Source organism: Ramlibacter lithotrophicus, from assembly GCF_012184415.1.
GTDB classification, from domain to species: domain Bacteria; phylum Pseudomonadota; class Gammaproteobacteria; order Burkholderiales; family Burkholderiaceae_C; genus Ramlibacter; species Ramlibacter lithotrophicus.
Genome location: NZ_VTOX01000007.1, coordinates 89,692 through 115,505, shown reverse-complemented (window position 1 = coordinate 115,505; position 25,814 = coordinate 89,692). Strand labels below are relative to the sequence as shown.

27 protein-coding genes and 1 tRNA gene are annotated in these 25,814 nt (G+C 67.4%); 14 read left to right on the top strand and 14 right to left on the bottom strand.

What is annotated here, in order from left to right:
- Nucleotides 1-317 precede the first annotated feature (317 nt).
- The 3 genes from RAMLITH_RS18180 to RAMLITH_RS18170 form a co-directional block, all read right to left on the bottom strand.
- Complete coding sequence (locus RAMLITH_RS18180; RefSeq protein ID WP_168108863.1) at nucleotides 318-1,481, bottom strand: sensor histidine kinase; 1,164 nt, start codon at nucleotides 1,479-1,481, stop codon at nucleotides 318-320.
- Between the two features lie 101 nt (nucleotides 1,482-1,582).
- On the bottom strand, nucleotides 1,583-2,545 hold the full coding sequence (locus tag RAMLITH_RS18175; RefSeq protein ID WP_168108862.1) for a plasmid recombination protein: 963 nt from the start codon (nucleotides 2,543-2,545) through the stop codon (nucleotides 1,583-1,585).
- Between the two features lie 108 nt (nucleotides 2,546-2,653).
- Nucleotides 2,654-2,821, bottom strand: coding sequence for a hypothetical protein (locus tag RAMLITH_RS18170; protein WP_168108861.1), 168 nt, complete (start codon nucleotides 2,819-2,821; stop codon nucleotides 2,654-2,656).
- 116 nt (nucleotides 2,822-2,937) lie between these two features.
- Here RAMLITH_RS18170 and RAMLITH_RS18165 point away from each other — a divergent pair, with 116 nt between their 5' ends.
- On the top strand, nucleotides 2,938-3,399 hold the full coding sequence (locus RAMLITH_RS18165) for a helix-turn-helix domain-containing protein (protein ID WP_168108860.1): 462 nt from the start codon (nucleotides 2,938-2,940) through the stop codon (nucleotides 3,397-3,399).
- Nucleotides 3,400-3,403: 4 nt separating this feature from the next.
- On the opposite strand, the gene RAMLITH_RS18160 is transcribed toward RAMLITH_RS18165, so the two are convergent.
- The 4 genes from RAMLITH_RS18160 to RAMLITH_RS18145 all read right to left on the bottom strand — a co-directional run bounded on the left by RAMLITH_RS18160 (nucleotide 3,404) and on the right by RAMLITH_RS18145 (nucleotide 6,153).
- Complete coding sequence (locus tag RAMLITH_RS18160; protein ID WP_168108859.1) at nucleotides 3,404-3,739, bottom strand: hypothetical protein; 336 nt, start codon at nucleotides 3,737-3,739, stop codon at nucleotides 3,404-3,406.
- 67 nt (nucleotides 3,740-3,806) lie between these two features.
- Nucleotides 3,807-5,132 carry a site-specific integrase gene (locus RAMLITH_RS18155; protein WP_168108858.1) on the bottom strand — a complete coding sequence of 442 codons (1,326 nt, stop codon included), beginning with the start codon at nucleotides 5,130-5,132 and terminating at the stop codon, nucleotides 3,807-3,809.
- Nucleotides 5,133-5,219: 87 nt separating this feature from the next.
- Nucleotides 5,220-5,296, bottom strand: a tRNA-Met gene (locus RAMLITH_RS18150).
- A 77-nt stretch (nucleotides 5,297-5,373) separates the two neighbouring features.
- Nucleotides 5,374-6,153 (bottom strand): enoyl-CoA hydratase, encoded by a 780-nt coding sequence (locus RAMLITH_RS18145; protein WP_168108857.1) that lies wholly within the window; start codon nucleotides 6,151-6,153, stop codon nucleotides 5,374-5,376.
- 140 nt (nucleotides 6,154-6,293) lie between these two features.
- On the opposite strand from RAMLITH_RS18145, the gene RAMLITH_RS18140 reads away from it, so the two are divergent.
- The 3 genes from RAMLITH_RS18140 to paaK are packed head-to-tail and all read left to right on the top strand — an operon-like array spanning nucleotide 6,294 to nucleotide 8,829.
- Nucleotides 6,294-7,097 carry an enoyl-CoA hydratase-related protein gene (locus tag RAMLITH_RS18140; protein WP_168108856.1) on the top strand — a complete coding sequence of 268 codons (804 nt, stop codon included), beginning with the start codon at nucleotides 6,294-6,296 and terminating at the stop codon, nucleotides 7,095-7,097.
- Entirely contained in the window at nucleotides 7,097-7,537 is a 441-nt protein-coding gene (gene paaI / locus RAMLITH_RS18135; RefSeq protein ID WP_168108855.1) for a hydroxyphenylacetyl-CoA thioesterase PaaI, read from the top strand. The genes RAMLITH_RS18140 and paaI overlap by 1 nt, the downstream gene beginning before the upstream one ends.
- Nucleotides 7,534-8,829: a phenylacetate--CoA ligase PaaK gene (gene paaK / locus RAMLITH_RS18130; RefSeq protein WP_168108854.1), complete on the top strand. Its 1,296-nt coding sequence runs from the start codon at nucleotides 7,534-7,536 to the stop codon at nucleotides 8,827-8,829. Before paaI ends, paaK begins: the two co-directional genes overlap by 4 nt.
- 9 nt (nucleotides 8,830-8,838) lie before the next feature.
- Here the strand turns inward: paaK and RAMLITH_RS18125 are convergent, their stop codons facing one another.
- From RAMLITH_RS18125 to RAMLITH_RS18110, 4 genes are all read right to left on the bottom strand, one after another.
- Nucleotides 8,839-9,936 (bottom strand): DUF3108 domain-containing protein, encoded by a 1,098-nt coding sequence (locus tag RAMLITH_RS18125; RefSeq protein WP_168108853.1) that lies wholly within the window; start codon nucleotides 9,934-9,936, stop codon nucleotides 8,839-8,841.
- Nucleotides 9,915-11,678, bottom strand: a complete 1,764-nt coding sequence (locus tag RAMLITH_RS18120) for a M61 family metallopeptidase (protein ID WP_168108852.1) — start codon at nucleotides 11,676-11,678, stop codon at nucleotides 9,915-9,917. Before RAMLITH_RS18120 ends, RAMLITH_RS18125 begins: the two co-directional genes overlap by 22 nt.
- A 66-nt stretch (nucleotides 11,679-11,744) precedes the next feature.
- Nucleotides 11,745-12,461 carry a DsbC family protein gene (locus RAMLITH_RS18115; protein ID WP_168108851.1) on the bottom strand — a complete coding sequence of 239 codons (717 nt, stop codon included), beginning with the start codon at nucleotides 12,459-12,461 and terminating at the stop codon, nucleotides 11,745-11,747.
- 19 nt (nucleotides 12,462-12,480) lie between these two features.
- Complete coding sequence (locus RAMLITH_RS18110; protein WP_168108850.1) at nucleotides 12,481-13,599, bottom strand: FAD-dependent monooxygenase; 1,119 nt, start codon at nucleotides 13,597-13,599, stop codon at nucleotides 12,481-12,483.
- A 327-nt stretch (nucleotides 13,600-13,926) separates the two neighbouring features.
- Between RAMLITH_RS18110 and RAMLITH_RS18105 the strand changes: the two genes are divergently transcribed.
- Both RAMLITH_RS18105 and ychF read left to right on the top strand, forming a co-directional pair.
- Nucleotides 13,927-14,784: an MOSC domain-containing protein gene (locus RAMLITH_RS18105; protein WP_168108849.1), complete on the top strand. Its 858-nt coding sequence runs from the start codon at nucleotides 13,927-13,929 to the stop codon at nucleotides 14,782-14,784.
- A 47-nt stretch (nucleotides 14,785-14,831) separates the two neighbouring features.
- Nucleotides 14,832-15,926, top strand: a complete 1,095-nt coding sequence (gene ychF / locus RAMLITH_RS18100) for a redox-regulated ATPase YchF (RefSeq protein WP_168108848.1) — start codon at nucleotides 14,832-14,834, stop codon at nucleotides 15,924-15,926.
- Nucleotides 15,927-15,935: 9 nt separating this feature from the next.
- Here ychF and RAMLITH_RS18095 read toward each other — a convergent pair whose 3' ends face one another.
- The gene (locus tag RAMLITH_RS18095) at nucleotides 15,936-16,421 is read right to left on the bottom strand and encodes a YqaA family protein (RefSeq protein ID WP_168108847.1); all 486 of its coding nucleotides are present in this window, start codon (nucleotides 16,419-16,421) and stop codon (nucleotides 15,936-15,938) included.
- A gap of 199 nt (nucleotides 16,422-16,620) precedes the next feature.
- Between RAMLITH_RS18095 and dusB the strand changes: the two genes are divergently transcribed.
- From dusB to purH, 3 genes are read left to right on the top strand one after another with little or no spacing between them, the layout of a single operon-like run.
- Nucleotides 16,621-17,661 (top strand): tRNA dihydrouridine synthase DusB, encoded by a 1,041-nt coding sequence (dusB, locus tag RAMLITH_RS18090; RefSeq protein ID WP_168108846.1) that lies wholly within the window; start codon nucleotides 16,621-16,623, stop codon nucleotides 17,659-17,661.
- A gap of 52 nt (nucleotides 17,662-17,713) precedes the next feature.
- Entirely contained in the window at nucleotides 17,714-17,953 is a 240-nt protein-coding gene (locus RAMLITH_RS18085; RefSeq protein ID WP_168108845.1) for a Fis family transcriptional regulator, read from the top strand.
- A complete protein-coding gene (gene purH / locus RAMLITH_RS18080) occupies nucleotides 17,950-19,521 on the top strand; it encodes a bifunctional phosphoribosylaminoimidazolecarboxamide formyltransferase/IMP cyclohydrolase (RefSeq protein WP_168108844.1) in 1,572 nt (523 codons plus the stop codon). The genes RAMLITH_RS18085 and purH overlap by 4 nt, the downstream gene beginning before the upstream one ends.
- Before the next feature lie 91 nt (nucleotides 19,522-19,612).
- On the opposite strand, the gene hemL is transcribed toward purH, so the two are convergent.
- Nucleotides 19,613-20,929: a glutamate-1-semialdehyde 2,1-aminomutase gene (hemL, locus tag RAMLITH_RS18075; protein ID WP_168108843.1), complete on the bottom strand. Its 1,317-nt coding sequence runs from the start codon at nucleotides 20,927-20,929 to the stop codon at nucleotides 19,613-19,615.
- Nucleotides 20,913-21,851 (bottom strand): bifunctional hydroxymethylpyrimidine kinase/phosphomethylpyrimidine kinase, encoded by a 939-nt coding sequence (thiD, locus tag RAMLITH_RS18070; protein WP_168108842.1) that lies wholly within the window; start codon nucleotides 21,849-21,851, stop codon nucleotides 20,913-20,915. Before thiD ends, hemL begins: the two co-directional genes overlap by 17 nt.
- 116 nt (nucleotides 21,852-21,967) lie before the next feature.
- On the opposite strand from thiD, the gene RAMLITH_RS18065 reads away from it, so the two are divergent.
- The 5 genes from RAMLITH_RS18065 (at nucleotide 21,968) to RAMLITH_RS18045 (ending at nucleotide 25,793) form a co-directional block, all read left to right on the top strand.
- Nucleotides 21,968-22,120 carry a rubredoxin gene (locus RAMLITH_RS18065; RefSeq protein ID WP_181956435.1) on the top strand — a complete coding sequence of 51 codons (153 nt, stop codon included), beginning with the start codon at nucleotides 21,968-21,970 and terminating at the stop codon, nucleotides 22,118-22,120.
- An 88-nt stretch (nucleotides 22,121-22,208) separates the two neighbouring features.
- Nucleotides 22,209-22,583 (top strand): response regulator, encoded by a 375-nt coding sequence (locus tag RAMLITH_RS18060; RefSeq protein WP_168108976.1) that lies wholly within the window; start codon nucleotides 22,209-22,211, stop codon nucleotides 22,581-22,583.
- Nucleotides 22,583-22,948 carry a response regulator gene (locus RAMLITH_RS18055; RefSeq protein WP_168108840.1) on the top strand — a complete coding sequence of 122 codons (366 nt, stop codon included), beginning with the start codon at nucleotides 22,583-22,585 and terminating at the stop codon, nucleotides 22,946-22,948. Before RAMLITH_RS18060 ends, RAMLITH_RS18055 begins: the two co-directional genes overlap by 1 nt.
- A gap of 15 nt (nucleotides 22,949-22,963) precedes the next feature.
- Nucleotides 22,964-23,494, top strand: coding sequence for a chemotaxis protein CheW (locus RAMLITH_RS18050; RefSeq protein WP_168108839.1), 531 nt, complete (start codon nucleotides 22,964-22,966; stop codon nucleotides 23,492-23,494).
- Between the two features lie 19 nt (nucleotides 23,495-23,513).
- Nucleotides 23,514-25,793, top strand: a complete 2,280-nt coding sequence (locus tag RAMLITH_RS18045; RefSeq protein WP_168108838.1) for a methyl-accepting chemotaxis protein — start codon at nucleotides 23,514-23,516, stop codon at nucleotides 25,791-25,793.
- Nucleotides 25,794-25,814: the final 21 nt, after the last annotated feature.

Genomic DNA, 25,814 nt, shown 5'->3' with positions numbered 1-25,814 from the left:
GTCGTGGCCGGGGCAAGTTCGCGGCGGCCGGGGAGCGCGAACTGTAGGGGCGATGCGGGGCTGCACCGGCCCCGGAACCGAAAGATGGGTGACCGCCTGTTGCGCCGCGAGAGGCAGGCCGGAAAAACGAAGAGGGTGGCCGGCTGCTGCCGGTCACCCTCTTCTGGTCTGGTGGCGCTTCAGGGAAAGGGTGCCCCCCAATTCCAGAAGCGGTGCCGCTCAGTCGGAAACTCCGAGGCACTGCGTTCGCAGCGGGCAGAGAGTTGATCGGACCAGCGATTGTGCCAGATGGTGCACCACGGGGCCTGTATGCATCCTTACTTCCCTGGTGCTTCTGCCGCGAAGTGGTGCTTGTGTCTGTGAAGGGTAATCGTGAACACGCATCCCTTCCCGGGCAAGTCACTCACCGTCAGAGTGCCTCCAACTGCCTCGACATTCTGCCGAGCAATGGAGAGTCCGAGGCCGAGTCCGCTCTTGTCCCCATGGCGACGGGTGAAGGGCCTGAAAATCATTTCGGCGACGCCGGGGGGAAGGCCGCCGCACCGGTCCTCGACGTCGATCGACACGATGCCATCACTGGTTGCGTGCGCATTCAGCGAAACCTCCGTCCCGGGGCGCGTGAACTTGAAGGCGTTCTGCACGAGGTTCATCACCGCTCCGAGAAGAAGCTCACGCTCGCCTTCAACTTCGATATCCGGGTCAATGGTGTTTCGCACGATGAAGGAGCAGCCGCGTGCATTCGCGTCGAGCAGTGCGGCGCTACCGGCATCCGCAACGAACGAAGCCAGCGAGAAGACTTCCTTGTCGTCTGAAAGTGCAGCGGCAACACGGACCTCGTCCAACGCATGCTTGACGAGCGAAGTCAGCGCTACCAGGCTGCGTCGCAACACGGCCCCGGTCGCACCCGCAATCGGCAATTTGCCGGTTTCCAGAGCCGTCAGCGCGAGACTGGCGGTGTGCAGGGAGTTGCGCAACTCGTGGAGGAGAAAGCCGTGTCGCTCGTTGGATTCCTCCGAGTAACGGCGTGCCGTCGCAAGGTCGCGTTGGACGCTGAACTCCGTCACCGCCTCGGCAATTGCATTGTCAAGGCAGCGGTTGAGCGTTCTGAACTCGTCCACCGTGAATGGTGCATCCCGCTCGACCGCCGTATCGGTGATGGCTTGGCACAAGTCTCCGTAGGCGTGCACAACTTGGTCGACCGAGTAGCCGAGTTCCAGCAGTCGCTTGCCGTGCGCAGTAGCAGTCAAGCCCATCTCGGACACCGTGCTCGAGGATCCGCCGCCGGACGCACCCGAAATCCGAATGCTCTCTCCGGACTCGCCTTCCGATTCCGCTTGCAGTGTCCGTATCAACTGCTCCAGAAAAAGCGGAATGCCGTTTTTCAGCTGCTCCGGTGTGGCAGAGCGCAGCGGACGGAGAGCAACCTTCGCTTTGCAGCGCTCTATGAGCTCGGCGCGATTGTGGATCAAGAATTCATGCATGGCGCAGCCTTCCTCACCACGCAAAGTGGTGGAGCCTCAGTGTGCTCTTTTTTCGAGCGCATGAGTAGCTCTGCCAGCGGCTTGCCCCTACGGGAGACGAGCTACCGTGGCGGTTGGTGCCTTGGTTGCAACCTGACCGGCGCGGGCGGTGCGAGCAGCGGCTCGCGCGGGGCGTGGTGGCCCTTGCGAGCGAGCGGCGCGAAGGACGCAGCAGCTCGCAGGGTCTGCCAAGCCTGTTCATTCTGTTCCATGATCGAACGAACCTCCTGCCGCCATGTTGCGAGCTGCTGGCGGTGTGCTCGCATTGCACGGTCATGGTCCGACTCGATTCCGAGCACGCCAAGCATCTTGGACCAGACTCGCACCGAGAGCTTGGCGGGCGGCATCGGCGCCTTCGGCGCTGGTGGCAGCGGTGCTCGCCTGGGCATCTGCTTCGCAGCTTGCACAACGCCGTAGAACTGCTTTACCTCCGAGTGCTTCGCTTCGCTCCCCGGCTCGCCTCGCCGAATGCCGAGTGGTGCGAGAGCTTCTGCATACGAGGACTGCAACTCACGAAGCCTCGCACGGTCGAAGAGCGCTTTGCTATTCAGCTTGCATCCACCATCAGCACGCACGCGAGGAACCACGAGGACATGGCAATGCGGGGTTGACTCTCTGCCTGCACCGTGTAGCACGACGGAGGCGACCTGATCGGGCCATTGCCGCCTCACCCAAGCGAGGGTTGCGACGGTCCATGCCTTCAACCGTTCAGGGTCGGCAACTCCCGCTTGCTCCTCTCGTCCTGGCCGGAAGTAGCCAGGACTCGCGGACAGCACTACCTCGCGGCACAGCACCGTCTCGCGATTGCGACGCTCGACGCCTTGCAGCAGGTGGCGAGCGGCCTGATACGGAGTCTTGCCCGCCGCAAGGTGCAGCACCAGCGGCGCACCGGAACGCGGGTCATGGTGCGGGGACGGCTCGCTTTGCATGTGGTGTTCGGACGCGGCGGAAATCGCGGCCATGGTCTTCGCCTTCTTGGCGTGCACGCGGAGCACGGCGTATGCGGGAGCGGCGGGTGCAGTCATGAGACATGGATACCGCCGCGAAGCCAAGATGACACGACCGCCCGGCAGGTCGGTCTACTCACTACACCGAGCAAGCTCGGTTGTTCGCCCTGCCCGGTGGGGCAGGGATCAACAGCCACGATCCGCGCAGCACGAACAACGCGACGCGTTGATCGTGCTCGCGAGCGACAGCGAGCCGACGGTGTCCGGCCCGGCGAGCGGCGCCGCCGCTCGCGCTTCGCTGCTGCACGCCTGTGCAAGCAGCGAGATCAGTGACGCAACGGCGGCATAAGCCATTGCGTCACTTCCATAGGCATAAAGAGAAAGGAATTCTCAGAGGGAGAGCTTGACTTCGTTGGTATCGCGTGAGATTCCTATGAATCTTCACGGATACCAACCAGAGGAGGCAGGCGATGAAGACGAAACACCCGACGCGAGTGAAGCTGCTTGACAGCGATACCGGAGAGGTGATTGATGATGGAGACATGGTCTATGTCCCACGACGATTGCGAATGAAGGAGGGATGGTTTATGGCGATGCAAGATGGGTTGGCGATGTTGGCAAAGCAGCCGCTCCGAGGCGAGTCGATGCGAGTTTTGCTGTATCTCATGAGCGAAATGGAATTCGAGAACTATGTTCGCCCGACTCACAGCGAAATCGCAGCAGCCTTGTCGATGCAGCGCCCGAATGTGACGCGGGCTATTAGGGAGTTACGCGAACGCAAGGTGTTGATCGACGGCGAGCACGGCTCGCTTCGGCTGGAATCGTCCTATGGATGGAAGGGCAAGGTGAAGTCGCTTCGCGATCACCAGCAGGTGCAGCAACGAGAGTGCGAGCAAGTAGCGAGAGCAGACGCGGAAGCTGCGATGGCGTGAGCCATCAAGCATCCAGACGCGAAGGCCGGCACTCGCTGCCGGCCTTTTCACTTTCGGCCTGCCGTGCGGCATCGAGCCACGCAGCGGTAACGCGGAGGCTGCACAGGAGGTCCAGGGCATACGGCAACTTCGCTTGCAGCTTGCGAATCAGCCGGTCGAGGTTGGCGGCTGCTGTGAGACTAATGTGGGGTCGCAGATGGCGCGATTCCACCAACGCGACGAGCACCGCACGGAGTGCGTCGATGTGTTCCTGCAAGTCCTCGGCAGGCATCGACTCCATCTGCATACGGAGCAGGTCCACCGCGAGCAGATCGGGGCTGGGTGCGAGTGCAGTGCTCATAGAGTGGTCCTCCTGAGCACCAGCCTCGCAGCGTGCCAGGGCGCCTGTCAACGCCCGCTTGGCAGCGTCAGAGCGTCAGCGAAATCTTGACGTCGAACAGGTCGATGGTGGACTGCAACGCCGTCAACAGCTTCGTGCCCTGGTAGTTCTTGAAGTGCGGGCTGCTCAGATCGACGGCGGTCTGCTCGTAGTGGCCGACGAGGGCCATCAGCATGCCGGGGTTGACGTTCAACTCGGTCATGCGTGTGATGAAGGTGGAGCGGAAGCTATACAACCGCTTCGTGCTCTCCGTGATTCGCAGTTGCGGCAAGTAGCTCTCATTGAAACGCCGGGAGACGTTCTTGCAATAGCCGTTCTTGCTGGGAGCGAGATCGGGGAACAGCATCCCGCCCGGGTCGACCTTCCGCCGCATCTTCACGTATGCAAGGAACCCGGAGTTGCGAATGACCTTGTGGAAGGGAATCTTGCGGATGCTGTTGGAGTTCTTCCCCGAGGCCACTGCGAAGTAGTCAATGCCGCCCTCGCTGCGAACGTTGTCCAGCGGCATGCTCGCGAGTTCCTCCGGGCGAGCACCGGAGTAGAGGAGCAGAAGCGGCAACCAGTGGAAGTGAGCCTTCGTCGCATACTCGGGATAGGTCTTCGGGTTGAAGATCAACTTCAACTCGCCAGCGGTGAACGGCTCATACGACTGCACGCCCTTCACCAGCTGCGACTTCTTGCCGATGCGCGTGCCGGTGAACGGGTTCGCATCGGCGAAGCCATGCCCGATGGCCCAATCGAAGAACACGGACATGTGTCCGATCTTCGTGTTGACGCGCCCAGCTCCGGCGTTTTTCAAGTGGGCTTCCTTGAAGGCGAGCACCATGGCCTTGTCGATCTCGCCGCACTTGGGGTTGTTGAACTGCGTGGCGAACTGCTCATAGGTCGCCTCCTTGTCCTCGATGCCCTTGGCCTTGTGCAGCTTGGAGGTCCGCAGCTCCTTGACGAATGCCTTCGTCGCGGTGCGGAGCACGGGACCAAGCGTGCGAGGCGGCTCCGGAATCATGGCCCGTGTGGCACTGGGCTGCGAGATGGGGCCGATGTTGGCGAGCAACTCCTTGGCCCTTCGCGCATCGTCGTCGTTGTTGATGTTCTTCAACTTGACGCCGTTGGGCAGCTCCACATCGAATTCCTTGATGCGGCCCTCGGAGAGGGCTTGCTGTATCTCGGCGACGGTCGGCTCGGTTCTGCGGTTCATCGCATCCCATTCGTAGTTGAGGCAAGCTGCTCGCATCGTAGCAAGCTCAACATTCTTGGTCCGCAGGGACCGCTTGATGGTTTTCCCGCCATCGGTGATGCGGAAGTAGAAGGTTCCGTGGCGGTCGCGGTGCAGGTGCGGGACGGCGTTTCGCATGGTCGGCATTGGCCCACCGCTTGGACCACCGGCCTTGGAAGTGAAAAACCCGCCCCAGCGTGTGCTGGTGCGGGTTTCCGGGCTGATTGGTGGCGCTTCACGGACTCGAACCGCGGACCTGTGGATTATGATTCCATCGCTCTAACCGACTGAGCTAAAGCGCCGAGCCCGCCATTATAGCGAAGCCGGGCACGATCGGCAGGCACCGCCGATTGACCCCGGAACTGCTCCGGCGTTCCGCCTACTCGTTGCGGAACTGCGCCTTGCGCTTGTTCACGAAAGCGTCCATCCCTTCCTTCTGGTCGGCGGTGGCGAACAGCGCGTGGAACATCCGGCGTTCGAACATGACGCCGTCCGACAGGCCGGTCTCGAAAGCCCGGTTCACCGACTCCTTGGCCGCCATCACGGCGATCTGCGAGAACTCGCAGATCACGAGGGCCGCAGCGAGCGCCTCGTCCATCAGCTTGTCCAGCGGCACCACCCGGCTGACCAGGCCGGAGCGCTCCGCCTCGGCCGCATCCATCATGCGGCCGGTCAGGGCCATGTCCATCGCCTTGGCCTTGCCGATGGCGCGCGGCAGGCGCTGGGTTCCGCCGGCGCCGGGGATGATGCCCAGCTTGATCTCTGGCTGGCCGAACTTCGCGTTGTCGGCCGCGATGATGAAGTCGCACATCATCGTCAGCTCGCACCCGCCGCCCAGTGCGAAGCCGCTCACGGCGGCGATCACCGGCTTGCGGATGCCGCGGATGGTCTCCCAGTTGCGCGTGATGTAGTCGTCCTTGTAGACGTCCTTGAACGACCAGCTGGCCATCGCGCCGATGTCGGCACCGGCGGCGAAGGCCTTCTCGCTGCCGGTGATGATCATGCAGCCGATGGCGGGATCGGCATCGAAGGATTTCAGCGCCGCGCCCAGCTCGTCCATCAACTGGTTGTTGAGGGCGTTCAGCTGCTTGGGGCGGTTCAAGGTGACGATGCCGACCTTGCCCGCTTCGGTCCGCACTTCGATGAGCTCGTACGCCATCACATTTCTCCTGGAAGTTGCGCGGGAACTATAGCGAAGCGGCGCGGCCGCGGACCGCGGCGCGGCGGTGATAGAGTCATGCGGCACAGGAGACGGGCGCCGCGCGACGCGGGCGCCGGCGACGAAAACAAGGGAGAACCATGACCGAACAGACCGTGCTGTACGAGACCCGGGGCGCCGTCGCCGTGGTCACGCTGAACCGGCCGCAGTCCCTCAACAGCTTCACGCGCGCCATGCACCGCGAACTGTGGGCGGCGCTCGACCGGATCGAGGCCGACGCCAGCGTGCGGGCGCTCGTGATCACCGGCGCGGGCCGCGGCTTCTGCGCCGGCGCCGACCTCGCCGAATTCGACTTCGAGCCGGGGCCGAACCTCGTGGAGCGCGCCGACCCCGGGCCCGTCATCGACCAGGCGTTCAACCCCACCGTGCGCAAACTCCAGGCGCTGAGGGTGCCGACGGTCGCCGCGGTCAACGGCGTCGCGGCCGGCGCCGGCGCGTCGCTGGCGATGACCTGCGACCTGGCGGTGGCGGCGCCGGGCGCCGTGTTCATCCAGGCCTTCAGCAGGATCGGCCTGGTCCCGGACGCGGGCGGCAGCTGGTTCCTCGTGAAGCGGCTCGGACTCGCCCGAGCCCTGGGCTGCGCCATGCTGGGGGACAAGCTCACGGCCGCCGAGGCGAAGGACCAGGGGATGATCTGGGACGTGGCGGCGCAGGGCGAAGACTGCATGGACGCGGCGCTGAAGCTGGCACAGCGGCTGGCGGAGCTGCCCACGAAGGCGCTGGTCGAGACGCGCAAGCTGCTGCGTGCCGCCGCCAGCAACGAACTCGACGCGCAGCTCGATCTCGAGCGCGACACCCAGTCGGCCCTGGGCCGCACCCACGACTACATCGAGGGGGTGATGGCGTTCCGCGAGAAGCGCCCGGCCCGGTTCAAGGGCGAGTGATGGGGCGCGATCCGCAGGCGCTCGCCGCGCAGGTGGCCGCGAGCATGTTCGCGTCCGACCGCGCCACGCGCGAATTCATGCAGATGGAACTGGTCGAGTGCGGGCCGGGACGCGCGGTGCTGCGGCTGGTGGTGCGCGAGGAAATGCTCAACGGCCACGAAATCTGCCACGGCGGCTTCATCTTCACGCTGGCCGATTCGACCTTCGCGTATGCGTGCAACAGCCGCAACCATGCGACGGTGGCGTCGGGTTGCAGCATCGACTTCCTGAAGCCGGCCCACCTGGGCGACGTGCTCACCTGCGAGGGGCAGGAGCAGGTCCTGCAGGGCCGGCACGGGGTGTACGACATGCGGGTGGTGAACCAGCGCGGCGAGGTCGTGGCGCTGTTCCGCGGCAAGAGCACGCAGATCAAGGGACATGTCCTGGAGAACGCGGGATGAGACACTTTCCCCTCGAACCGATCGAGACGGCGGGCGTCGACGAGCTGCGCTCGCTGCAGTTCAAGCGCCTGCGGGCGACGCTGGAACACGCCTACGCCAATTCGCCGGTCTATCGTGCCAAGTTCAATGCGGCCGGCGTGCGGCCGTCGGACTGCCAGTCGCTGGCCGACCTGGCGAAGTTTCCTTTCACGACCAAGAAGGACCTGCGCGACAGCTACCCGTTCGGCATGTTCGCGGTGCCGCGCGAACAGTGCGTGCGCATCCACGCCTCCAGCGGCACGACCGGCAAGCCCACGGTGGTCGGCTACACCCGCGCCGACATCGACCTCTGGGCCGACCTGATGGCCCGCAGCCTGCGTGCGTCGGGTGCGCGACCGGGCGACCTGGTGCATGTCAGCTACGGGTATGGCCTGTTCACCGGGGGGCTCGGCGCCCACTACGGCGCCGAGCGCCTGGGGCTCACCGTGGTGCCGTTCGGCGGCGGCCAGACCGAGCGACAGGTGCAGCTGATCCACGACTTCCGGCCCGACATCATCATGGTCACCCCCAGCTACATGCTGGCGATCGCCGACGAGCTGGAGCGCCAGGGGCTCGACCCCGCGCGCACCAGCCTGCGACTGGGCATCTTCGGCGCCGAGCCCTGGACCAACGACATGCGAACCGCGATCGAGCGCCGGCTGGAGATCGAAGCGGTGGATATCTACGGCCTGTCCGAGGTCATGGGGCCCGGCGTCGCCAACGAATGCGTCGAGACCAAGGACGGCCCGACCATCTGGGAAGACCATTTCTACCCGGAGATCGTCGACCCGGAGACCGGCAAGCCGCTGCCCGACGGCGAGTTCGGCGAACTGGTCTTCACCAGCCTCACCAAGGAGGCGTTGCCGGTGATCCGCTACCGCACGCGGGACCTGACGCGCCTGCTGCCCGGCACCGCGCGGACCATGCGCCGCATGGAGAAGATCACCGGCCGCAGCGACGACATGATGATCGTGCGCGGCGTGAACGTGTTCCCGACGCAGATCGAGGAGCTGATCCTCAAGCGCGGCGAACTGACGCCGCACTACCAGTGCGTGCTCACGCGCGAGGGACCGCTGGACGAGTTGACGGTGGCGGTGGAGACCCGCCCCGACCTGTCGCCCGGCTCGCCGGAAGCCACGGAGGCGGCCGCGACGCTGGCGCACGAGATCAAGACCTACATCGGCACCTCCGCGCGGATCGAGCTGCGCCCCGCCGGCGGCATCGAGCGCAGCCTGGGCAAGGCCAGGCGGGTGGTCGACCAGCGCAAGCTGTGAGTCGGCGCCTCAGCGCTGCTCGATGCTCTCGACCATCAGGTCGACATAGGCCGGGTCCATGTTGACCTTGATGCGTACGGGCAGGTACTGCAGGCTCGGGGCGAACCACATCTCCGCCGTGATGTTTCCGCGCGGATTGGCCAGCGGCCGCGGCTTCAGGTGGAACGCATCGACCGGGCCCAGCCCGGGCGTCTGCAGGGTCTCGCGCGCGACGACGTCGTAGGTCCACAGCGCCAGGTGGCCGGGGCGGGCCAGCCACACTTCGACGCTGCGGCCTACTTCGAGCCGTTCGCGGCCGCTCGCGAAGCGGTGGCTCAGCTCCACGAACTGGCTGGCGGTGTCCTGGACCCCGGCCGGCCGCGGCACCACCTCGCCGTTGCCCAGCAGGATGGTCCCCTCGCGCAGCGTCGCCCGGCGCACGCCGCTGCGGCGCTGCTCTTCGTACACCTCTGGCTTGAGCCCCTGCGGCGTCACCGCGCCCTGGCTGGTCATCACCAGCCGCGCGAGCAGGGTGACGTCGATGTCGATGCGAACTTCGTAGCGGTCGTCCTGGCGCAGCCACTGCACGCGGGCGTCGCCGTGCAGGTCGCCGCTGCGGAAGGCGCCGCCGAGGCGGTAGTTGACGCGCGTGTCGAGCGGCCAGCCCTCGAGGCTGGGGGGCGCAGCGGCCTCGGCCGCCGGCGGCGCGGCTGGCGCCCGGTCCGCGACGGCGGGGGCACTCGCCGGCACCACCGGTGCGGCGGCGACTTCCTCCAGCGGTGACGGCTCGGTCGCCTCCGCGACGGGGGCAGGGGGTTCCGGCAGCGGTTCGGCCTCGCCCGGCGTCGAGGCCGGCGCCGCCGGTTTGGGCGCGGCGGGTGCGACCGTGCGCACTGCGGGACGGGTGGACGCCGGAGCCGGCGCCGGCGCTGCAGCGGGCGGCTCGGGTGGCGCCTGCGGTTGGAGCACGCGCGTGAACATCGGCTCGGCCAGCGGCTGCAGCAAGCCGGTGTGCTGCAGCCGGCGGCCGATCCAGTCGAGCGCCGCCAGGTGCAGCAGCAGCACCGCGGCCAGCAGCGCGAGCCAGCGCCGCGCGGTGCGGCCGCTCAGGCGGCCGGCGCCAGCCACGGCTGGGCCCGCGCCGCATCACGCAGGACGAGCCTCCAGGTAGTGGCGGCGGCCGGCAGGTTCAGCTCCAGCCGCAGCAGGCGCCGGTCGCGGGCGACGAGCGCCGTGAGCTTGCGGTGCGCGCCGGCATAGAGCGGCAGGTCGTCCAGCTTCGCCAGCCGCCAGCCGGTGCCCGCCACTTCCACGCCGATCCATTCGTCGTTGGCCGCGAGGCCCGCCTGCTCGGCGGCGCCCCCGCGCAGCACCGTCTTGATCTGCAGGGGCGGGGTCTCGGCCATGCGCAACCCCAGCCGCTGCTGCAATGCGGCGGGCTCTTCGTTCACGCCGACGCCGTGGGCGGGCAGCAGCTCGGCCAGCGGCAGCTCGCGCGTGCCGTGCACCCACGCGGCGATCTCGCGGCTGAACGACCGGCCACCGAGTTCCTTGAGCACCGCGGCGAAATCCGCTTCCGTCATCGGCCCGGCCTTGCAGCGCTGCCACAGCGCGCGCATCACCTCGTCGAGGGTCGTGTGTCCTTCGGCGCGCAGCGTCAGGTCGAAACACAGCGCGACCAGCGCTCCCTTGGTGTAGTAGCTCACCGTCGCGTTGCCGGTGTTCTCGTCCTGCCGGTAGTATTTCACCCAGGCATCGAAGCTCGATTGCGCGACCGACTGCACTTCGCGCCCGGGCGTCTGCTGCACCTGGTTGATGGTCTTGTTCAGCAGCTTCAGGTACGCGGCGTCGTCGAGCAGCCCGGCGCGCCGCAGGAGCAGGTCGTCGTAATAGCTGGTGAAACCCTCGAAGAACCAGAGCAGCTGCGTGTAGTTCTCGCGGCCGTACTCGTAGCGCAGGAATTCCGCGGGCCGCAGGCGCTTGACGTTCCAGGTGTGGAAGTACTCGTGGCTGATCAAGCCGAGCAGCGTGACATAGCCGTCGGACTGGCGCGGCTCGCCCACGCGCGGCAGGTCCCGCCGCGCGGCGATCAGCGCCGTGGAGTTGCGGTGTTCCAGGCCGCCGTATCCGTCGTCGACCACGTTGAGCAGGAACAGGTAGTTCTTGTGCGGCGGGCGCTTGCGGTCGTGCCAGAAGCGGATCTGGGCCTCGCAGATCTTCTGCATGTCGGCAACGAGGCGGGCCGAGTCGAAGGATTCGGCCGCGCCCGAGACGACGACGCGGTGCGGCACCCCGCCGGCCCTGAACTCCGCGCTCCAGAAGGGCCCCAGTTCGAACGGACAGTCCACGAGCTCGTCGTAGTCGGTCGCGAGGTAGGTGCCGAAACCGTGCCGCCCGACCTTGTGCGGCAGCAGGCCGGTGGCGACCTGCCACTGGGCCATCGCCTTGTCGGCGACCAGTTCGATGGAGTGCACCAGCTTCTCCTGGCCGTGCACCCGCAGGCACAGGCTGGTGCCGTTGAAGAAGCCGCGCTGCGCATCCAGCCAGGCCGTGCGGACCGAGGTGTCGAACGCGTACACCTCGTACGTGAGCAGCAGCTGCGTGCTCGGGACGCATTCGACCTGCCACGTGCACTTGTCCAGCTGCTGCACGGCGACGTGCCGGCCATCCTGCCGGGCCGACAGCCGCTGCAGGTGGCGCGAGAACTCGCGCACCAGGTAGCTGCCGGGGATCCACGCCGGCAGCGAGACCCGCTGTTGCGCCGCCGGCTGGTCGATGCAGAGGGTGACGTGGAACAGGTGGGCGTGCAGGTCGGCCGCTTCCACCCGGTAATGGACGCTGGCGCTGCGAGGCGGGAACAGGCTGGGCATCGAGGGACTATACGCAACCGCCGGGCTGCGGCGGGCGCGCGGACGGCCGCGCCATGCGGCCGGCGTTCACTTCGCCTCGGCGAGCATCTTCTCGACCTGGGCCGCGCTCACGGCACCCGGCACTCGGGTGCCGTCGGCGAAGATCAGGGTCGGCGTGCCGCTGATCTTGTGCTTCTTGCCGAACTCGAGGTTGCGGTTCAGGGCGCTCGTGTCGCAGGAGGCCGCCGCCGGCGGCTGTTCGCGCAGCATCGTGTCCAGCCACGCCTTGCCCTTGTCCCTGGTGCACCAGATGTTCTTCGATTTCTCGACCGAATCCGGCCCCAGGATCGGGTACAGGAACATGTGGACGGTGACGTTGTCGACCTTCTGCAGGTCGCGCTCGAAGCGCTTGCAGTAGCCGCAGTTCGGGTCCTCGAAGACGGCCAGCTTGCGCTTGCCGTTCCCGCGCACGATCGTGAACGCGTCCTTCAGCGGCAAGGCCGAGAAGTCGATCGCCAGCAGCTTCTCCATGCGCTCCTCGGTGAGGTTGCGCTTGCCGCGGGTATCGATCAGCTGCCCGTTGATCAGGAAGTTGCCTTCGGCATCGCTGTACAGGATGTCCGTGCCGATCCGCACTTCGTAGAGGCCCGGCATTTCCGTCTTGCGAACCTCGTCGATCTTCTGGAACTGCGGCACCCGCTCCGCCAGGTTCTTGCGGATGGTGGCTTCCTGGGCCTGAACCGGCGCGGCGAGCAGCGCGGCGGCGAGCGTGGCTGCCAGCGCAGCGGTTCGGTTGAATCTCATGTGTCCTTCGCTTCCAAAGTCAAAGCCGTCCCATCGCCTGCCTGGCCACCCACTGCTTGAGCCAACCGGTGCGGTCGAATCCCGTCATTCCCCAGTTGCGCAGCTGCGCCCACGGGGTCGCCGTCTGCGCGAACAACTGCTGCAAGCCGTCGGTGGTGGCGCCCATCGCCAGCACGTCGGCCTTGCGCGCGCGTTCGTAGCGCCGCAGCAGCCGCAGGTCGCCGACGCTGCGCCAGTACTCGCGCTGGTGCAGCACCTGCGCCAGCTCCCCCGCATCCGCCAGGCCCAGGTTCAGGCCCTGGCCGGCCAACGGGTGCACTGTGTGCGCCGCGTCGCCGGCGAGCACCCAGCCGGGGCCGCACCAGCGGTCGGCCGTCGCCAGTTGCAGCGGCCAGCAGGCGCGCTCGGTGGACAGCGTCAGCTTGCCCAGCCCGTGTTCGCTGGCGGCGCCCAGCTCGCTCTCGAACAGGGTATCGGCGTGGGCCAGCAGTTGCGGCGCGCGGTGCTCATCGACTGACCAGACGAACGCCACCGAGTTCCCGGCGGCCGGCGCCGGCCCGCCGTGCAGGGGCAGGAAGGCCAGGATCTCGCCGTTGGCAAACCACTGCCGCGCCACGTGTCCGTGCGGTTTCTCGCAGTGCAGCCGGCCGGCAATGGCGCGCTGCGGATAGGGGCGAATGCCGAACTGGACGCCGTATTCGCTGCGGGTGGCGCTGTGGCGCCCTTCGCAGACCACCGTGAGCGGCGCGGGCACGGGCGCGTCCAGCCACTCCACCAGTGGCTGGTAACGCAGGGCGTCTGCCAGCCGCTGCTGCAAGGCATCGACGTCGACGATCCAGGCCAGCGCAGCAGCGCCCGTGTCCTTGGCGTCGAAGCTCACCTGCCCGCCTTCGTCGCCATGGACCTCCATGCCCAGCACCGGACAGGCGTGCTGCTCGTCCGGCCAGGCGCGCACGCGTTCGAGCAGCTCGCGCGAAGATGCGTTGAGCGCGTAGGCCCGCACGTCGCTCGTGGCGCCGGTGCGCGGGGCGTGCTCGCGCACCAGTCCGACCCGCAGGCGCTCGCGCGCAAGCAGCAGGGCCAGGGTGCGGCCGACGATGCCGGCACCGCGAATACACACGTCAGGAGCGATCGCCATGCGAAGGATTGTAGGAGCGGGGCACAATCGCGGCTTGCCCGTCAGCAGCCCAGTGCCCTGTCCCAGAAATATCTGTACTCTCGTTCGGATGGATGCGGGGATCATCGGTGGCTGGCCGGAGCGGGTCCAGACTGGACGTCTGGACCCGTTTCGGACGGCCGCCGAGGGCCCCGCAGGCGCCGAACCCTTCGGGCTGGCTCGTAGCGGGCCGCATGCCGCGTTACGGTCACCGGCCAATACGTCAAGTATTGGCCGGCGCCCGCGCCTTGCCTGCGGCCCGCTACGAACCAGCGAGAGCACAGATATTTCTGGGACAGGACACTAGCGATGAACTCTTCCGCCAGCGCCGTCCGGGCACGGATCGCCCGCCTTTTCGTCTATCCGGTCAAATCCTGCGCCGGCGTGGAGGTGCGCGAGGCGCTGCTCACGGAGACCGGCCTCGACCTCGACCGCGCCTGGATGGTGGTCGATGGCGAAGGCCGGTTCGTCACGCAGCGCCAGCTGCCGCGGATGGCGCTGGTGCGGCCGCAGATCAGGCACAGCGAGGTGGTGCTGCGCGCGCCGGGCATGCTGGCGCTGCACCTGTCGATCGACTCGGTCGAGGAGCCGGTCAAGGTCCGGGTCTGGGGAGACGAGGTCGCCGCGTACGACATGGGCGCGGTGGCGGCGCAGTGGTTCACGGATTTCCTGGGCCAGCCGCTGCGCCTCGTGCGTTTCGACCCCGAGCAGCGGCGCCTCTCCGATGCCCGCTGGACCAGCGGCGCGGAAGCGCTCAACCAGTTCAGCGACGGCTTTCCGCTCCTGGTCCTCGGCGAAGCCGCCGTCGACGAGCTCAACGGCCGGCTGGGCGCCGCCGGCCATGCGCCAGTGGGCATCGAGCGCTTCCGGCCCAACATCGTGCTGGCCGGGCTGCCGGCCCACGAGGAAGACCGAGCGGCGCGGATGACGATCGCGGCCGCAGAGCCGGTGGAACTGCGGCTGGTCAAGCCGTGCGGGCGCTGCCCCATCCCCAACATCGATCCGGCGACGGGGGAGGTATCGCCGCACGTGCTGGCGACGCTCATGCAGTACCGCCGCAACGACCTGATCGCCGGCAAGGCGGCGTTCGGCATGAACGCGATCGTGGCGCGCGGCGTGGAACAGACGCTGCGCGTGGGCCAGCAGGTGGACGCGGCTGCGGACTGACCGGCGCCCGGGGGTACACTTTCGCCCTTGTTTGTGGTGGAAGCGTCATGAGTCTGAAGTGCGGGATCGTCGGGTTGCCCAACGTGGGCAAGTCCACCTTGTTCAATGCCTTGACCAAGGCCGGGATCGCCGCGGAGAACTATCCCTTCTGCACCATCGAGCCGAACGTCGGCATCGTGGAACTGCCCGACCCGCGCCTGCAACAGCTCGCGGCGATCGTCAAGCCGGAACGGATCGTGCCGGCCATCGTGGAGTTCGTCGACATCGCCGGGCTCGTGGCCGGGGCGAGCAAGGGCGAGGGCCTGGGCAACCAGTTCCTGGCGCACATCCGCGAGACCGACGCCATCGTCAACGTGGTGCGGTGCTTCGACGATCCGAATATCGTGCACGTCAGCGGCAAGGTCGACCCGGTCTCCGACATCGAGGTGATCCAGACCGAGCTGTGCCTGGCCGACCTCGGTACGGTGGAGAAGAGCCTGCAGCGCTACACCAAGGCGGCCAAGTCCGGCAACGACAAGGAGGCGGCCAAGCTGGTGCAGGTGCTCACCAAGGTGCAGGCCTGCCTCGACGCCGGCCAGCCGGTGCGCACGCTGAGTCTGAACGACGAGGAGAGCGCGCTGCTGAAGCAGCTGTTCCTGATCACGGCCAAGCCGGCGATGTTCGTCGCCAACGTGCACGAGGACGGCTTCGAGGACAACCCCTACCTGGACCGGCTGCGCGAGTACGCCGCGAAGCAGAACGCCCCGGTGGTCGCCATCTGCGCCAAGATCGAGGCCGAGATGGCCGACATGAGCGACGAGGACAAGCAGATGTTCCTCGCCGAGATCGGCCAGGACGAACCCGGGCTCGATCGCCTGATCCGCGCCGCCTTCAGGCTGCTGGGCCTGCAGACCTACTTCACGGCCGGGGTGAAGGAAGTGCGGGCCTGGACGATCCACGTCGGGGACACGGCGCCGAAGGCCGCCGGCGTGATCCACACCGACTTCGAGCGCGGCTTCATCCGCGCACAGACGATCGCGTTCGACGACTTCATCGCCTGCAAGGGCGAGCAGGGCGCGAAGGACGCCGGCAAGATGCGCAGCGAAGGAAAGGAGTACGTCGTCAAGGACGGCGACGTGCTGAACTTCCTGTTCAACGTCTGACGGCGCGCATCACCGGACGAAATTGCCGGCCGGGAACATGTGCAGCAGCACCGACGTCATGATGACGTAGCGCAGCAGCTTGCCGATCAGCATGTAGCCCAGGCAGGGCCAGAACGGCATCCGCAGCCAGCCGGCGACGGCGCAGAGCGGGTCGCCGATGAGCGGCAGCCAGGCCAGCAGGCAGGCCTTGGGGCCGAGCCGTTCCAGCCAGTCGATCGCCTTGATGTGTGTGCGCGAATGCCGGTACTTGTCGACCAGGTGGTGCGCCTCGTATCCCATCCACCAGTCGACGGCCCCGCCCAGCGTGTTGCCCGCGGTGGCGACGAGGACCGCCGGCCAGAACAGGTCCGGGTTGAGCTGCAGCAGCCCGAACAGCGCCGGTTCCGATCCGACCGGAATCAGCGTCGCGGAAACGAAGGCGGCGACGAACAGCGTGCTGAGCCCGTACTGCGGCAACGCCAGCATGTCGAAGGCAGACGTGAGCCACAGCGGCATGTCAGTGGATCGGGTGGCGCCGCCGGAGCGCGGGCGCGCTCAGGAGACGGTGCAGGGCGAGGCGGTGGAAAGGGTGCATGCTCGGTCCAGTATAGGCAGCGCAGCAGGTCGCGGCCTGTAGGCGCGCGGAGGCATTTGATTTCAATTGCTGAAATCGCCACCGCATACAATCGTGCCTCATTTTTCAGCAGCACGCGCCATGAACATCGGTCCCCATCCTCTCGCGAACAACCTGTTCGCGGCGCCGATGGCGGGCGTGACGGACCGGCCCTTCCGGCAGCTGTGCCGCCGCCTGGGCGCCGGGTATGCGGTGAGCGAAATGGTGACTTCGCGCCGCGACCTGTGGCACACGCTCAAGACCTCGCGCCGCGCCAACCACGACGGCGAGCCCGGACCGGTCGCGGTGCAGATCGCCGGCACCGATCCGCTGATGATGGCCGAGGCTGCCGCCTACAACGTCGACCGCGGTGCGCGGATCATCGACATCAACCTGGGTTGCCCGGCGAAGAAAGTCTGCAACAAGTGGGCCGGTTCCGCCTTGATGCAGGACGAGCCGCTGGCCGTGGCCATCGCTCGCGCCGTGGTCGAGGCGTGCGCGCCCCACGGCGTCCCGGTGACGCTGAAGATGCGCACCGGCTGGTCGCACGCGCACAGGAACGCCGTGCGTCTGGCCCGCGCGTTCGAGGACGCCGGCGTGCAGATGCTCACGGTGCATGGCCGCACGCGCGAGCAGGGCTACGGCGGTGTCGCCGAGTACGAGACCATCGCGGCCGTGAAGGCTGCCGTGCGGGTGCCGGTGGTGGCGAACGGCGACATCACGACGCCGGAGCGCGCGCAGGCGGTGCTGCGGGCGACCGGCGCCGACGCGATCATGATCGGCCGCGCCGCGCAGGGTCGGCCCTGGATCTTCCGCGAGGTCGCGCATTACCTGGCGACGGGCACCCACCTGGCGCCGCCGCTGGTGGCCGAAGTCAGGCGGCTGCTGCTGGAGCACCTGCAGGACCATTACGAGCTGTACGGCGAGTACACGGGCGTCCGCAGCGCGCGCAAGCACATCGGTTGGTACGTGAAGGCGCTGCCCGGCGCCGATGCGTTCCGCGCCGCCATGAACGGCATCGAGGACGCGGCGGCGCAGTTGCGCGCCGTCGGTGACTTCTTCGAAGAGCTCGGGGCTCGCATGGACCGGATGCCCGCCGTGGCGGCGCACCGCGAGGACGAGGCGCTGGAGGCCAGCGCATGAACCGCAGGCAGGCGGCCGCAGTGTCGGCGCTCGCGGCGAAGGCAGGTAGTCAATGAGCAAGAAACACATCGAGGAGTGCGTGCGCGCCAGCCTCGAAGGCTATTTCCGTGACCTGCGGGGCACCGAGCCGGACGGGTTGTACGAAATGCTGGTGAAGGTGGTCGAGAAGCCGTTGCTGGAAGTGGTGATGGCCAAGGCCGACAACAACCAGTCGAAGGCGGCCGAGTGGCTGGGCCTGAACCGCAACACCTTGCGCAAGAAACTCGTCGAACACAGACTGTTGAAATCATGAACGCACTCATCTCCGTCTCGGACAAGACCGGCATCGTCGAACTCGCCAGGGCGTTGCATGGCCTGGGCGTGCGGCTGATCTCCACCGGCGGCACCGCGAAGCTGCTGGCGCAGGAGGGCCTGCCGGTGACCGAAGTGGCCGAAGTCACTGCCTTCCCCGAGATGCTCGACGGGCGGGTGAAGACGCTGCACCCCAAGGTCCACGGCGGGTTGCTGGCGCGGCGCGACCTGCCCGAGCACATGGCGGCGCTGCAGGCGCACGGCATCGACACCATCGACCTGCTGGTCGTCAATCTCTATCCGTTCGAAGCCACTGTCGCCAGGCCCGGCTGCACGCTGGAGGACGCGATCGAGAACATCGACATCGGCGGCCCGGCGATGGTGCGGTCGGCGGCCAAGAACTGGAAGGACGTGGCCGTCCTCACCGACGCCAGCCAGTACCCGAAGGTGATCGAGGAACTCAGGACCGAGGGCAAGGTGTCGGAGCGCACCCGGTTCGCGCTGGCGGTCGCCGCGTTCAACCGCATCAGCAACTACGACGGCGCGATCAGCGACTACCTCTCCTCCATCGAGGAGGGCGGCGCCCGCGCCGCCTTCCCCCGGCAGGCCAACATGCAGTTCGTCAAGCTGCAGGACCTGCGCTACGGCGAGAACCCGCACCAGCAGGCGGCGTTCTACCGCGACCTGCGGCCGGCCCCCGGCTCGCTCGTCACCGCACGGCAATTGCAGGGCAAGGAGCTCTCGTACAACAACATCGCCGACGCCGACGCGGCCTGGGAATGCGTCAAGAGCTTCGATGCGCCGGCCTGCGTGATCGTCAAGCACGCCAACCCGTGCGGCGTCGCCATCGGCAAGGACGCGCTGCAGGCCTATTCCAAGGCGTTCCAGACCGACCCGACATCCGCCTTCGGCGGCATCATCGCCTTCAACCGGCCGGTGGACCTGGCCGCGGCCCAGGCCGTTTCGAAGCAATTCGTCGAAGTGCTGATGGCGCCGGACTTCAGTGCCGAGGCGCTGGACCTCCTCAAGGCGAAGGCGAACGTCCGCGTGCTGCGCATCGAGCTGCCGGCCGGCGGCCGCAGCGGCTGGGACGCCGGCCGCAATGCGCTGGACATCAAGCGCGTCGGCTCGGGCCTGTTGATGCAGACGGCCGACATCCGCGAACTGACGGCCGCGGAGCTGAAGGTCGTCACGAAGAAGCAGCCGACGCGCCAGGAAATCGAGGACCTGCTGTTCGCCTGGACGGTCGCGAAGTACGTGAAGTCGAACGCGATCGTCTTCTGCAAGGACGGCATGACGATGGGGGTCGGCGCGGGCCAGATGAGCCGCCTGGACTCGGCACGCATCGCCAGCATCAAGGCGCAGCATGCGGGGCTCTCCCTGCAAGGGACGGCGGTCGCCAGCGACGCGTTCTTCCCGTTCCGCGACGGGCTGGACGTGGTGGTCGACGCCGGCGCCACCTGCGTCGTCCAGCCGGGCGGCAGCATGCGCGACCAGGAAGTGATCGCCGCCGCCGACGAGCGCGGCGTGGCGATGGTGTTTTCGGGAGTGCGGCATTTCCGCCACTGAGGTGGCGGAAATGCAGGGGCTAGGTTCTAGGGGCTAGGTTCTAGGGAAGCAGCCCGTGCTCCGGCGGCGGTTTCTCACTAGCCTCTAGCCTCTAGCCTCTAGCCTCTAGCCCCTTGAAGATCTCGCGCGCCGCCGCGACGGTCTGCGCGATGTCCTCGTCGGTATGCGCCGAGCTGACGAAGCCGGCCTCGTACAGCGCCGGCGCGATGTAGATGCCGCGATCGAGCAGCCCGTGGAACAGCACGTTGAAGCGTGCCGAGTCGCTCTTCATCACCTGCGAATAGTTCTGCGGCAGTTCGGCCAACAGGAAGAAGCCGAACATGCCGCCCTGGCAGTCGGCGCTGAACGGCACGCCTTCGGCCGCCGCGGCGGACTTCAGCCCGTCCACCAGCTGGCGGGTCTTCGCGCCGAGGCCGTCGAAGAATCCCGGTTTCGCGATCTGCTGCAGCGTCGCCAGTCCGCAGGCAGTCGCCACCGGATTGCCGGACAAGGTGCCTGCCTGGTAGACCGGGCCCAGCGGCGCCAGCTGCTCCATGATCGCGCGCGGGCCGCCGAACGCCGCCAGCGGCATGCCGCCGCCGATCACCTTGCCCATGACGGTGAGGTCGGGGCGGAAGCCCGGGATCAGGCCGGCATAGACACTCTGGGCGCCGCCCAGGGCGACGCGAAAACCGGTCATCACCTCGTCGAACACCAGCAGGGCGCCGTGCTGCGTGCACAGTTCCCGGCAGCGCTTCATGAACGGCACGCTGGCGCGCACGAAGTTCATGTTGCCCGCGATCGGCTCGATCATCAGGCAGGCCAGGTCGGCGCCGTGCCGGGCGAACGCTTCCTCGAGCTGCTGGATGTTGTTGTATTCGAGGACGATCGTGTGCTGCACCACCTCGGGCGGCACGCCGGCGCTGGTCGGGTTGCCGAAGGTGGCCAGGCCCGAGCCCGCCTTCACCAGCAGCGCGTCGGCGTGGCCGTGGTAGCAGCCCTCGAACTTGATCAGCTTGCTGCGGCCGGTGGCGCCGCGCGCCAGCCGCATGGCGCTCATTGCGGCCTCGGTGCCGGAGCTGACCAGCCGCACCATCTCGATCGAGGGCACCAGGTCGATGATCGCCTGGGCCAGTTCCACTTCGCGCTCGGTCGGCGCGCCGTAGGAGAAGCCTTCGAGCACGGCGCGCTGCACCGCCTCGACGACGGCGGGATGGCCGTGGCCCAGGATCATCGGCCCCCAGGAGCCGATGTAGTCGATGTAGCGCTTGTCGTTGGCGTCCCAGAACGAGGCGCCTTGCGCCCGCTGCACGAAGCGCGGCGTGCCGCCGACGGCGCGGAACGCGCGCACCGGCGAATTGACGCCGCCGGGAATCAGCTCGCGGGCGCGGTCGAAGAGGGTCTGGTTGCGGTCAGTGCTTGGTGTCATGGGCTGGCATGTCGAGGACCTGCAGGGCCTGCACTTCCTCGGGAGTGAGTTCTTCGGGTTCGCCTTCGGGCTGGGCCCAGAAGAGGCGGTCGGGGACGACGTTGCCCATGCCGGGCCGGAAGCCCGCATCGAGGCAGCGGTCAAGGTAGGCGAGCGCCTCGGTGGCGGCGCCCGCCAGGTCGGTGCCGCTCGCCACGAGCGCCGCCAGTGCGGCCGAGAGCGTGTCGCCGGCACCGGAGAACACCGCTTCGAAGCGCTCGAATTTCTCGCTGCCCAGCACGGCCTGCGGCGTGGCCAGCACGTTGTCGATGTATTGCTCGGGCAGCGGAATGCCGGTCACCAGCGTGTATGGCACGCCCAGGTCGCCGGCGACCTTCGCGATGTCGCGCGCGCTGGGGCTGCGGTCGCTGCTCCAGTCCGGCAGCAGCCAGCGCCAGAGCGTGCTGTGGTTTCCCACCAACACGGTCGTCTGCGGCAGCATCAGTTCGCGGAACGCGTCGAGGTACAGGTCGATCTGGCCCTCGTCCCACCACGACAGGTCGGGCATGTAGGCAATGAGCGGCACCTCTGCGTAATCTGACGCAATTTCGGCGATGGTACTGATTGTTTCAGGGCTGCCGACGAAGCCCACCTTGATCACCTGCACGGCCACGTCCTCGAGGATCGCGCGGGCCTGTTCCGCCACCACGTCCTCCTCGAACGCGAAGTGGTCGTAGGTTTCCGCGGAGTCGCGGGCATAGGCCCCGGTCACCACCGGCAGCGCGTGGGCGCCCACCGAGGCGATGGCGCTGACGTCGGCGGCGAGGCCGCCGGCGCCGCTCGGATCGCTCGCGTTGAAGACGATCACGCACGCGGGGTTGCCGGCGTCGCCTTCGCTGTCGTCGGCGTCCTGAGGGGCTTGCGGCAAGTTGGGGTTTGTCATAGGCCTGATTCTTCCAGCCACCGGGGCGCTCTGGCGGCGGAGCTGCGAAGGGCCTCGATACAATCGTTGCATTCTATTCGAAGCCCCTTTAAGCTGTGACCGATACCAAGACCTGGATGTGTCTGATCTGCGGGTGGATCTACGACGAGGCCGCCGGCGCGCCCGACCACGGCATCGCTCCGGGCACTCCCTGGGAGCAGGTGCCCATGAACTGGACCTGTCCCGAGTGCGGCGCCCGCAAGGAAGACTTCGAGATGGTCCAGATTTGAAGCGACGGGCGGCGGCGTTCCATGCTCGCACATGGAGTCCGTGAGGCAGTAACAGGATGAGGAGCAGCACCAAGTGAGCACGACCGGAATGAAGGTGCTGGTGATCGACGACAGCAACACCATCCGCCGCAGCGCCGAGATCTTCCTGAAGCAGGGTGGCCACGAAGTCGTGCTGGCCGAAGACGGATTCGATGCGCTCGCCAAGGTCAACGACTACGCGCCCGACCTGATCTTCTGCGACATCCTGATGCCGCGGCTGGATGGCTACCAGACCTGCGCCATCATCAAGCGCAACGCCAAGTTCGCATCGGTGCCGGTCGTGATGCTGTCCTCCAAGGACGGCGTCTTCGACAAGGCGCGCGGCCGCATGGTGGGCTCGCAGGAGTACCTCACCAAACCGTTTACCAAGGACCAGCTGCTGCAGACGGTGAAGCAGTTCGGGGCCAAAGAAGGAGTGATGTGATGGCGATTCGTAACGTCCTGATCGTGGACGATTCCAAGACCGAGCTGATGTTCATGACGGACCTGCTCCAGAAGAAGGGCTTCGCGGTCCGCACCGCCGAGAACGCCGAGGATGCCTTCCGCCGGCTGGCCGAGGAGAAGCCGGACCTGATCCTGATGGACGTGGTGATGCCCGGGCAGAACGGCTTCCAGCTGACCCGCGCGATCTCGCGCGATCCGCTCTACGCCGACGTGCCGATCATCATGTGCACCAGCAAGAACCAGGAAACCGACCGCGTCTGGGGCATGCGCCAGGGCGCGCGCGACTACGTCACGAAGCCGCTCGACACCGAGGAACTGCTCGCCAAGATCAAGGCGCTGAACTGACGCCGCCGCGCGCCCATGGCCAACCGCGAAGCCCTTCGTGAGCTCCAGAGCCGGCTGGCGACCCGGCTGCAGGCCGCCCGCAGCGAGGGCGTGCAGGCGTCCTGGCTCGCCGTCGAGGCCGCCGGCGGCAAGTACCTGTTCCCGCTGGCCCAGTCCGGCGAGATCTTTCCGTTCACCAGCGCCCAGGCGGTGCCGTACACCCAGCACTGGTTCCTCGGGGTTGCCAACCTGCGGGGCGGCGTCTACGGCGTCGTGGACATGGCCAGTTTCGTCGCCGGGCGGGCTCCCGCGGCGCGCTCCGACGCCAGCCGCGCCGAGTCGCGCCTGGTGGCGCTGAACGCGGCCCTGGACGTGAATTGCGCCCTGCTGATCGACCGCCTGGCCGGCCTGCGCAACCCCGATGCGTTCACCGCGTCCAGCGAGCCTGCAGCCGGCTCGCCGAGCTATTTCGGCAACGCTTACACCGATGCCAGTGGCGCGCACTGGCAGGAGATCAACCTCCAGGCGCTGTCACAACAACCGAGATTCCTGAGTATCAGCGCTTGAGTCCCCAGGAAGGCCACCCATGTCCGTCGCCCACCAACTGAAATCCCTGTTCTCCCGGAAGAAGCAGTCCCGCGCCGAGGGCAGCGAGGAACTGAGCCTCGGCAGCCCGGACGCCACGCTCGATCCGGTGGCGGCGGCGGCCCTCGATTCCGCCAGCCTGCAGACGCTGGAGCCCGACACCATCGGCCATGACGAGGACTCGATCGGCCCGCTGGAGGAGGTCGACGGCGCCGAACTGATGTCGGTGCCGCTGCTCGGACGCCGCACCATCGTCGCGCACCAGCGCATCCTGTTCGTGCTGCTGGCCATCGCGCTGGTGGTGCTGGGCACCGTCGCCGGCTTCGCCATCACTTCGGCGGAAAAGGTCGCGCAGCAGGTGGCCGCGTCCGGCCAGTCGCTGATGCAGTCGCAGCGGCTCGCGAAATCGGTGTCGCAGGCGCTCGTGGGCAGCCCGCAGGCATTCGCCGACGTGAAGGAAAGCTCCGACGTGCTGGCGCGCAAGGTGCGCGGCCTGCGCGCCGGCGACGAGGCGCAGGGGCTGCAGCCGCTCGGCACCGAATTCAAGGAGGAGCTGGACAAGATCACCCCGATGATGGAGCGCGCGGAGCAGAACGCTGGCGTCGTCATGGGCCAGCAGAAGATCCTGACCCAGGTGGGCACCGCGCTGCGCGCCATCAACCAGCAGTCCTCCGACCTGCTGGAAATCGCCGAGACGGTGTCGGCGCTGAAGCTGCAGCAGAACGCGCCGGCGGCCGAGCTTTCCGGCGCCGGCCAGCTCGTGATGCTGACGCAGCGCATCGGCAAGTCGGCCAACGAGTTCCTGACGATGGAAGGCGTGAGCCAGGAGGCGGTGTTCCTGCTGGGCAAGGACCTGAATTCGTTCAAGGAAATCGCCACCGGCCTGCTGGACGGCAGCGCCGAGCTGCGCCTCGCGGCTTCCAGGGACCCGCAGACCCGGGCCCAGCTCGAGGCGCTGCTGAAGCTGTACGAGCAGACGCGGGTGCAGGCCGGCGCCATCCTGGGCAACCTGCAGGGCCTGGTGTCCGCGCGCGAAGCGCAAGGGGCCATCATCGGCGACAGCGAGCCGCTGCGCCGCTCGCTGGAGGATCTGCAAGGCAAGCTGTCGGCGCAGACGGGCCTGGGCCTGGGCGCGCTGATCGCCCTGGCGCTGGCCGCCGGCTTCGCCATCCTCTGCTCCGTGGGCCTGGCCTACGTCCAGCTGCAGGACAGCCGCAAGCGCCAGGCCGTCGCCGAGCAGCAGCGGCTGGAAGCCGAGCAGCAGGAGCAGGAAGCCAAGCGCGTCAACGATGCCAACCAGGCGGCCATTCTGCGGCTGATGAACGAGCTGCAGACGGTGGCCGAAGGCGATCTCACGCAGGAAGCCACCGTGACCGAGGACATCACCGGCGCCATCGCGGACTCGGTGAACTACACGGTGGAAGAACTGCGGCAGCTGGTGGGCAACGTGCAGAACACGGCGACCAAGGTGGCGCAGACGACGGCCCAGGTGGAAAGCACCTCGACCGAGCTGCTCGCGGCCTCCACCGAGCAGCTGCGCGAGATCCGCGAGACCGGCCAGTCGGTGCTGGACATGGCGACCCGAATCAACCAGGTGTCCGGACAGGCGCAGGAGTCGGCGCAGGTGGCGCGCCAGTCGCTGCAGGCGGCCGAGTCGGGCCTGGCGGCCGTGCAGAACGCGATCGGCGGCATGAACTCGATCCGCGACCAGATCCAGGAAACGTCCAAGCGGATCAAGCGGCTGGGCGAGTCGTCGCAGGAGATCGGCGAAATCACCGAACTGATTTCCGACATTACCGAACAGACGAACGTGCTGGCGCTGAACGCCGCCATCCAGGCCGCGTCGGCCGGTGAAGCGGGACGCGGCTTCTCGGTCGTGGCCGAGGAAGTGCAGCGGCTGGCCGAACGCTCGGCCGACGCCACGCGCCAGATCTCGGCGCTGGTGAAGGCGATTCAGACCGACACGCAGGACGCGGTGGCCGCCATGGAGCGCTCGACGCAGGGCGTGGTGGAAGGGGCCAAGCTGTCCGACAACGCCGGCACCGCGCTGACCGAGATCGACCAGGTTTCGCGCCGCCTGGCCGAGCTGATCGAGCAGATTTCCGCTTCGGCCTCGAAGGAAGCCCAGTCGGCGAACGTGGTCGCCGACAACATCCAGCACATCTTCGCCGTGACCGAGCAGACCGGCGAAGGCACGCGGTCCACGGCGCAGCAGGTGCGCGAACTCTCCCGCATGGCCGAAGAGCTGCGCCAGTCGGTGGCGCGGTTCAAGATCGCGTAACCAGGGCGTCAGGCCAGGCAC